The 7,192-nt window shown below is 57.9% G+C and carries 7 protein-coding genes and 1 pseudogene; 5 read left to right on the top strand and 3 right to left on the bottom strand.

The genetic code is table 11. From position 1 onward, the window contains the following. Positions 1-198: 198 nt before the first annotated feature. The 3 genes and pseudogenes from IBX54_RS10680 to IBX54_RS10690 form a co-directional block, all read right to left on the bottom strand. Positions 199-963 (bottom strand): type III pantothenate kinase, encoded by a 765-nt coding sequence (locus IBX54_RS10680; RefSeq protein WP_296542639.1) that lies wholly within the window; start codon positions 961-963, stop codon positions 199-201. A gap of 10 nt (positions 964-973) precedes the next feature. Then, entirely contained in the window at positions 974-1,411 is a 438-nt protein-coding gene (locus IBX54_RS10685) for a rhodanese-like domain-containing protein (protein ID WP_296542645.1), read from the bottom strand. 174 nt (positions 1,412-1,585) lie between these two features. Beyond that, positions 1,586-2,176 (bottom strand): annotated as a pseudogene (locus IBX54_RS10690) (MBL fold metallo-hydrolase); the annotation flags it as partial. A gap of 155 nt (positions 2,177-2,331) precedes the next feature. On the opposite strand from IBX54_RS10690, the gene IBX54_RS10695 reads away from it, so the two are divergent. The 5 genes from IBX54_RS10695 to IBX54_RS10715 all read left to right on the top strand — a co-directional run bounded on the left by IBX54_RS10695 (position 2,332) and on the right by IBX54_RS10715 (position 7,080). Next, a complete protein-coding gene (locus tag IBX54_RS10695; protein WP_296542640.1) occupies positions 2,332-3,495 on the top strand; it encodes a TRAP transporter substrate-binding protein in 1,164 nt (387 codons plus the stop codon). Positions 3,496-3,576: 81 nt separating this feature from the next. Further along, on the top strand, positions 3,577-4,152 hold the full coding sequence (locus IBX54_RS10700; protein WP_296542641.1) for a TRAP transporter small permease subunit: 576 nt from the start codon (positions 3,577-3,579) through the stop codon (positions 4,150-4,152). Beyond that, complete coding sequence (locus IBX54_RS10705; protein WP_296542642.1) at positions 4,149-5,558, top strand: TRAP transporter large permease subunit; 1,410 nt, start codon at positions 4,149-4,151, stop codon at positions 5,556-5,558. Before IBX54_RS10700 ends, IBX54_RS10705 begins: the two co-directional genes overlap by 4 nt. Beyond that, positions 5,558-6,910, top strand: a complete 1,353-nt coding sequence (locus IBX54_RS10710) for an amidase (protein ID WP_296542643.1) — start codon at positions 5,558-5,560, stop codon at positions 6,908-6,910. Before IBX54_RS10705 ends, IBX54_RS10710 begins: the two co-directional genes overlap by 1 nt. Beyond that, entirely contained in the window at positions 6,907-7,080 is a 174-nt protein-coding gene (locus tag IBX54_RS10715) for a hypothetical protein (RefSeq protein ID WP_296542644.1), read from the top strand. The genes IBX54_RS10710 and IBX54_RS10715 overlap by 4 nt, the downstream gene beginning before the upstream one ends. The last annotated feature ends 112 nt before the right edge of the window (positions 7,081-7,192 follow it).

Here is a 7,192-nt window from a genome sequence, read left to right on the forward strand (position 1 = left end):
CGGAAGTCATGGATCGCCACGCTTCGCTCGCGATGACGAAGTCTCTGTTCAAGGTTCGTGTGCGGCATCGGGCACGATTCGAATGGCTCGAAATGCCAATGGTGTTTCATCATTTGGGCGACTGAGTTGCCAAGACGATTAACTAAAAATACCATGAAATTCGAATATCTAATGTTCGAATTTCATGGTATTTTCCGTTCAGCCAAACCGCTGCGCCGCCATCTCCAGCAGGCCGTCAAACAGCAGGTTGTCCACCAGCTCAAAGGGCACCGACATGCTGGGCGCCATCTTCCAGGCGGCGCCGCCGGTCATGATGCAGCGCGGCTCGGCAGCGCAGTGCGCGCGCAGGTGCTGCACCATGCGCGCCACCGCACCGGCAATGGCGTAGGTGCCACCGCTGGTCAGCGCGTCGCTGGTGTTGGTGGGGAACTCGCAGACGTTGCCGGTGGGCACATGCAGGCCGGCGGTGCCGGATTCGAGCGCGCGCAGCATGATGCCGTGGCCGGGCAAAATCAGGCCGCCCAAGAACTTGCCCTGGGTGTCGATGGCGTCCACCGTCACGGCGGTGCCCACCATCACCACCACCAGCGGGCGCGCCTGGCCTTGCGCCAAGCTGCGGTGCCAGGCACCGATCATGGCCACCCAGCGGTCGGCGCCGAGGCGCGCGGGGTAGTCGTAGCCGTTGCTCAGGCCGGCCTCATGGCTGCTGGCCACCACCCAGTTGGCCGACACGTCCCACAGCTCCATTTGCTCTTCGACCCGGCGTTTGATGACGTCGCCCGCCACGGTGCAGCCCAGCATGCGCGTCGGGTGCGGCAGGCCACCCCAGTCGCCATTGGCCAGGCGGTCAATGTTTTCCAGAAACTCGACGCCTTGCGCCAGCAGGGGCGCGTTGCGTTGCGGTGCAGCGTGCAGCGCCCATTTCAAACGGGTGTTGCCGACATCAATGGCCAAAAAAGTCATGGCGGCATTATCAGCTCTGGCGCCATGGCAGGCCGTGCCGGCGCCAGCCACCCAGGTGGCCGCGGTGCGCGTGGGTGTCGGGGTCGCCTTCAAAGCCCTCCAGTATGTTGTAGGCCTCCAGCCCGAGCTCGGTGGCGCGTTTGGCAGCGGCGATGGAGCGCACGCCGCTGCGGCACAGCAGCGCCACTTTTTTGCCGGCCGGCACAGCGGCCAGCAGCTCGGCGTCGAAATTGGGGTTGCTGACCATGCCGGGCCACTGCTTCCAGGCCACGGCTGGGGCGTCGGGCACAAAGCCGACCCAGGCGCGTTCGGCGTCAGAGCGCACGTCCACCAGCACGGCCTCGCCACTTTGCACCCACGCCCAGGCCAGCGCAGCGCTGATGTCGCCCGCGTAACCGGTGGCGCTCTGCACTTGCAGGCTGTTGGCGGGGGGCGCGTCGTGGCGCAGGCCACCCTTCAGGTTGGCGGGCACGGCCTCAGCAATGCGCTTGGGCGGCGGCAGCTGCAGTGCGTCCATGATGGCGATGAATTCTTGCTCGGTTTTGCCGGCCACCCGGGCGTTGCCGGCTTTTTCTGCGCCGATGGTCGAGCTGGTCTTGCCCTGGTAGTCATGCCCCGGCCAAACCGTGGTGTCGTCTGGCAGCTTGAACAGCACCTGGGTCAGGCTGTGGTAAAGGGCTGCTGCGCTGCCGCTTTGAAAGTCGGTGCGGCCGCAGCCGTTGATCAGCAGCGTGTCGCCGCTGAAGACGTGGTCGCGCCAGACAAAGCACATGCTGCCGGCGGTGTGGCCGGGCGTGTGCAGGGCGCGGATTTGCTCGGCGCCAAAGCTCAGCGTGTCGCCGTCCTTGAGTTGCACTGCCGCCGTGCTGATGCCACAGTACACTGGCGCCGCAGTTTTGGCGCCGGCCAGTTCGGCCAGCAGCCCGGCGCTGGTGATGTGGTCGGCGTGGGCGTGTGTTTCCAGTGCCAGGACCAGCCTCAGACCGTAATCGCGCAGCACCTGCAGGTCGCGCTCAAGCTGCGTGTCCACCGGGTCGATGATGATGGCGTCGCGCGTGGTGGTGTCAAACAGCACATAGGTGTAGCTGCTGGAGGCGGTGTCGAAGAGTTGAATCGGGTTCATGGTGGCTTGGATTGAACGGTGTGACAAGGCTGAAATGTAACGCGGCGAGCCGATTACACACATAAATGTCATGAGTGCTGCAACAACCATGCCTGACACTTTGGCGACTTTCCTAGGGTTAACCCGAGGGGTCGAGGAGCGGCTTCACGGTACCATCTCCACCTGCTGACGTGATTCTGACTGATCTCATAACCAGGTTCATGCAGTGATCTTGCAAGCTCGAACATTCAACAGGAGACCAACACATGACACAAACTCGACATGACCTTCCCACAACGGTGACTGACGTGCCTGAAGCCAGCCGTCGCCGTTTCTTCGGCAAGGCCGCCACCGCAGCCGTGGCTGTGCCTTTGGCTGGCTTCCCCATGATCGCCGTGGCCCAGGCCCCGATCGTTCTGAAGATTCAGGGTTCATGGGGTGCCAACGACATCTTTAGCGAGATGGCTCTGCAATACGTTACCCGTGTCAATGAAATGTCCGGCGGACGTCTGAAAATAGAGTATTTGCCCGCAGGTGCCGTGGTCAAACCCTTTGAAATCATCGATGCGGTCAGCAAAGGCGTGCTCGATGGCGGTCACCATGTGTCCGGCTACTGGTATGGAAAGTCCAAGGTGGCATCGCTGTTCGGTACCGGCCCTGTAACAGGCGCTACCCCTGAAATTGGTCTGAGCTGGATTCATGTTGGCGGTGGCCAGGAGCTGTGGGACAAGCTGGTTGCCAAGATGAATCTGAACGTCGTCGGCTTCTTCACTTTTCCCATGCCCTCGCAACCTTTGGGTTGGTTCAAGAAGAGCCCGCCCAAAAAGGCGGCTGATCTCAAGGGCTTCAAGTACCGCACCATCGGCTTGGCGGCCGACTTGATGCAAGAAATGGGCATGTCGGTTGCGCAGTTGCCCGGCGGCGAGATTGTTCCCGCCATGCAGCGCGGTGTGATCGATGCTTTCGAATTCAACAACCCCACCTCCGACATGCGCTTTGGTGCACAAGACGTGGCCAAGTACTATGCCATGGGCTCTTTCCACCAGGCTCAGGAGTTCTTTGAAATCATCTTCAACAAAGACAAGTACAACGCTTTGCCGGCTGACCTGAAGGCTATCCTGAAGTACGCAGCCGAAGCCGCCTCCACTGCCTCAACAGCCTTGGCGCACGACAGCTATTCCAGAGACTTGCAGGAGTTGATCGTCAAGCACAAGGTGCAGGTTTCGCGCACCTCTGCAGAAGTTTACAAAGGCCAGTTGGCCGCTTGGGACGTGGTGACTGCCAAGCTCGAAAAAGAAGTTGACATGTTCAAGGAAGTGAATGACTCCTTCAAGGCTTGGTCGCGCCGCGTTGGTTTCTACTACTTTACCAATGAAGCCGATTACAAGATGGCTTATGAGCACGTCCAGAAGACCACGCTCCCGCGCTGATCGCTGACAATAAGGCTCATCAGAAGGCTGTCGGGATTGGTTCCGGCAGCCTTTGTTTTTGTTTGCAAAGAGGTAAATCGCATGGAAGTCTGGATTCGCAGGATTGACATTTTAAGCAAGTCAGTCGGACATACGTTTGCGTGGTGCGTGCTGATATTGACGGCATCCACCTGCTACGAGGTGTTCATGCGGTATGTGTTGAACAGGCCAACAGCATGGGCTTTTGACATGAGCTACATGATGTATGGCGCGCTGTTCATGATGTCGGGTTCTTACGCCGTCTCTCGCAACTCGCATGTGCGTGGCGACTTCCTCTACCGCAAATGGTCCAGCCGGATGCAAGCCAAGGTCGATTTGACTCTATATATCGTGTTTTATTTTCCGGCTATTTTTGCCATGGTTTACACCGGTGCTGCTTACGCATTCGAAAGTGCGCGCATCCTGGAGTCCAGCGTCAACAGCCCGGCAGGCGTGCCCGTCTGGCCGCTGAAAGCTGTTATTTTTGTTGCTGGCATCACCTTGTTGATCGCCGGCGTTTCGGAGGTCATGCGCTGCCTTTTGTGTATTCGTACTGGCGAGTGGATGTCCCGCAGTGGCGACGTCGAAGAACTTGAACAAGTGCTCATTCAACAGCATATACAGGAAGAAAAATTGTGAGTGATCCCATCATCGCCCTTGCCATGCTGGGCATTTTTATTGTTTTTATTTTCCTTGGATTCCCCATTGCTTTCACCCTGATGGCCATGGGGATCGGATTTGGCTTTTATGCCTATTTCACCCCCGACCAGATGATGTGGGACAACCGCATCCTGTACCTTTTCACGCAGAACACATTCAGCGTGATGAACAACGATGTGCTCATATCGATACCGTTATTTCTATTCATGGGTTACATCATTGAGCGGGCTAACATCCTGGACAGGTTGTTCCTGAGCTTGCAGGTGGGTTTGCGTTTCTTGCCGGGCTCCATGGCCGTGGCCGCGCTGATCACTTGTGCGCTGTTTGCCACGGCCACCGGCATTGTGGGTGCGGTGGTGACCCTGATGGGCTTGATTGCCTTGCCATCCATGCTCAAAGCCGGCTATGACCAAAAACTGGCCAGCGGCGTGATCACGGCCGGCGGCACCTTGGGCATCTTGATCCCGCCCTCCATTTTGCTCATTGTGTACGCGGCGACGGCCAGTGTCTCGGTGGTCAAGTTGTACGCTGCAGCCATCATTCCTGGCTTTACGCTCGCCATGCTGTATGTGATTTACATCATCACCCGCGCCACACTGAATCCTTCGCTTTGCCCCAAACCCAAAGACGTGGACCACTACACCGTCTGGGCGAGCATTGTGCTGGTGTTCAAGGCTTTTGTGCCTTTGGCTGCGCTGATCATGGCGGTGCTGGGCTCCATCCTGTTTGGTTTGGCCACCCCTAGCGAAGCGGCCGCCATGGGCGCTTTGGGCGGCATCATTTTGGCCATCGTGTACCGCGCCTTCACCTGGCAGCGCCTGCGCGAATCGGTTTACCTCACGGCGCGTACTTCGGCCATGGTGTGTTTCCTGTTTGTGGGTGCAGCCACCTTTGCCTCGGTTTTCTCTTACTTGGGTGGTGAGCATGTGGTCAAAGACTTCATGCTGGCGCTGAACCTGTCTCCAGTGCAATTTTTGCTGTTGTCGCAGTTTCTGATTTTCATTCTGGGCTGGCCGTTGGAATGGAGCGAGATCATCATCATCTTCGTGCCCATCTTCTTGCCTTTGCTGCCTTTGTATGGCATCGACCCGATCCTGTTCGGCATCCTGATCGCCATCAATTTGCAGACCTCGTTCCTGACCCCGCCGATGGCGATGTCAGCCTATTATCTGAAAGGGGTTGCACCCAAAAATTTGCAATTGGTCACCATTTTCAAAGGGTGTTTACCGTTTGTCGGTATGGTGCTTTTCACCTTGGCCATGACCTATATTTATCCGTCCATGGTCACTTACCTGCCCGACCATTTCTTCAACCAAGCGGTTGAGATGGAACGCGACCTTGACGACACGTCGATCGTTGACCCTGACTTTTTCAAGGCACAGTGATGACAACAAGCGCTAGAAATGTATCGGAACTCACGGGCCTGGAAATCCGTGAGCATCTGCTCAGTGGCCAGGAGACAGTGGAGGAATTCACCGTCAAGCTGGGCCGCTTTGTCGACGCGGCAGACGAGAAGGTCAGTGCCTTTGCACACCGCGATGATCGCATCGTGGCCATGCAAGCCGAGCACCTGCATCGTGAGCGCACGTCAGGTCATTTGCCTGGTCCTTTGTATGGCGTGCCCGTCGCAGTGAAGGACATCTTTGACACCTGTGATTTCCCTACCGAATACGGCACCCCGATCCACAAGGGGCGCTTCCCGGTGTGTGATGCCACCGTGGTGTCCCGACTGCGCGCAGCGGGTGCGGTGATCTTTGGCAAAACGGTGACCACGGAATTTGCCACGACCCAGCCTGGGCCGACCTGCAATCCGCATAACACCGCGCACACCCCCGGGGGCTCGTCCAGTGGTTCTGCTGCGGCGGTAGCCGCGGGCATGGTGCCGGTGGCACTGGGCACCCAGACCAATGGCTCGGTGATTCGCCCGGCATCGTTTTGTGGTGTCTATGCCTTCAAGCCTTCTCGCGGATTGCTCCCGCGTACGGGTGTACTGGAGCAGTCACCTTCGCTCGACGAGGTTGGCGTTTTTGCACGCAACCTCGAAGACATTGCCAAAGTCGCCGAGATCATGTCCGGTGACGATGGCCATGACGCGGCAACTGCGCGCCAGGCACCACGTCGTTTGTTCGACGTGGCCGTGTCCGAGCCGCCCTTGCAACCCAAATTTTGTTTTGTGAAAACGCCCTGGTGGGACCAAGTGGAACCGCAAGCCCGCGAGGCTTACGAAGCTTTTGTCGATCACCTCGGTGATTGTGTCGACGCCGTGGACTTGCCGGACATCGTGCGCAATGTGACGGGTTGGCTGCAAACCATCAACGAGATCGAACTGGCTTTTTGCCTGCAGAGGGAGTGGAACAACAGCCGGGCGCAGTTGAGTGCACCCTTGCGGGCGCGAATTGAAAAATCGATGGCCACGCCTGCCATGGATTACCTGGCTGCAAAAGACCGGATGCTTCACGTGATGAGCGCTTTTGACGAGTACTTCGCCACTTATGACGCGATCTTGTGCCCGGCTGCCTTGGGTACCGCGCCTTCGGGACTGGAGTCCACAGGCAACCCGATCATGCAAACTGTCTGGAGTTTTGCGGGTTTGCCCTGTGTAAATTTGCCGCTGATGAGCCTTTCCAATGGATTACCCTTGGGCGTGCAGGCTGTCGGTGCTCATCAAAACGACGCCCGATTGCTGCGCGCTTCGCGCTGGCTTGTGTCTGAATTTGTCAAAAGGAACGTGGCATGAAATCTCTTGAGCGTTACACCGGCCTGATTGGACTCGTCCTCATGGCGGCTTTTTTGCTTCCCTATATTTTCAAGTTGCCGCAACTCGACATTACGCTGATCTTGATGGGTGGCTTGGGCTTGGCCGCGTATGACTACTTTTCTTCGAGCAACGACGATAAAGTCGAGTGAGAATCGACTTTTGGCGTCAAGTGCCTGGTTGGAAAATCCGGCATGCACACTGCCACTTTTGGCAAATGACCCGGGGCACGCAGGTGCCCTTTTTGTTTTTTGAAAACCCGTT

The organism is Rhodoferax sp., assembly GCF_014859475.1.
In the GTDB taxonomy this organism is placed as follows: domain Bacteria; phylum Pseudomonadota; class Gammaproteobacteria; order Burkholderiales; family Burkholderiaceae_C; genus Rhodoferax.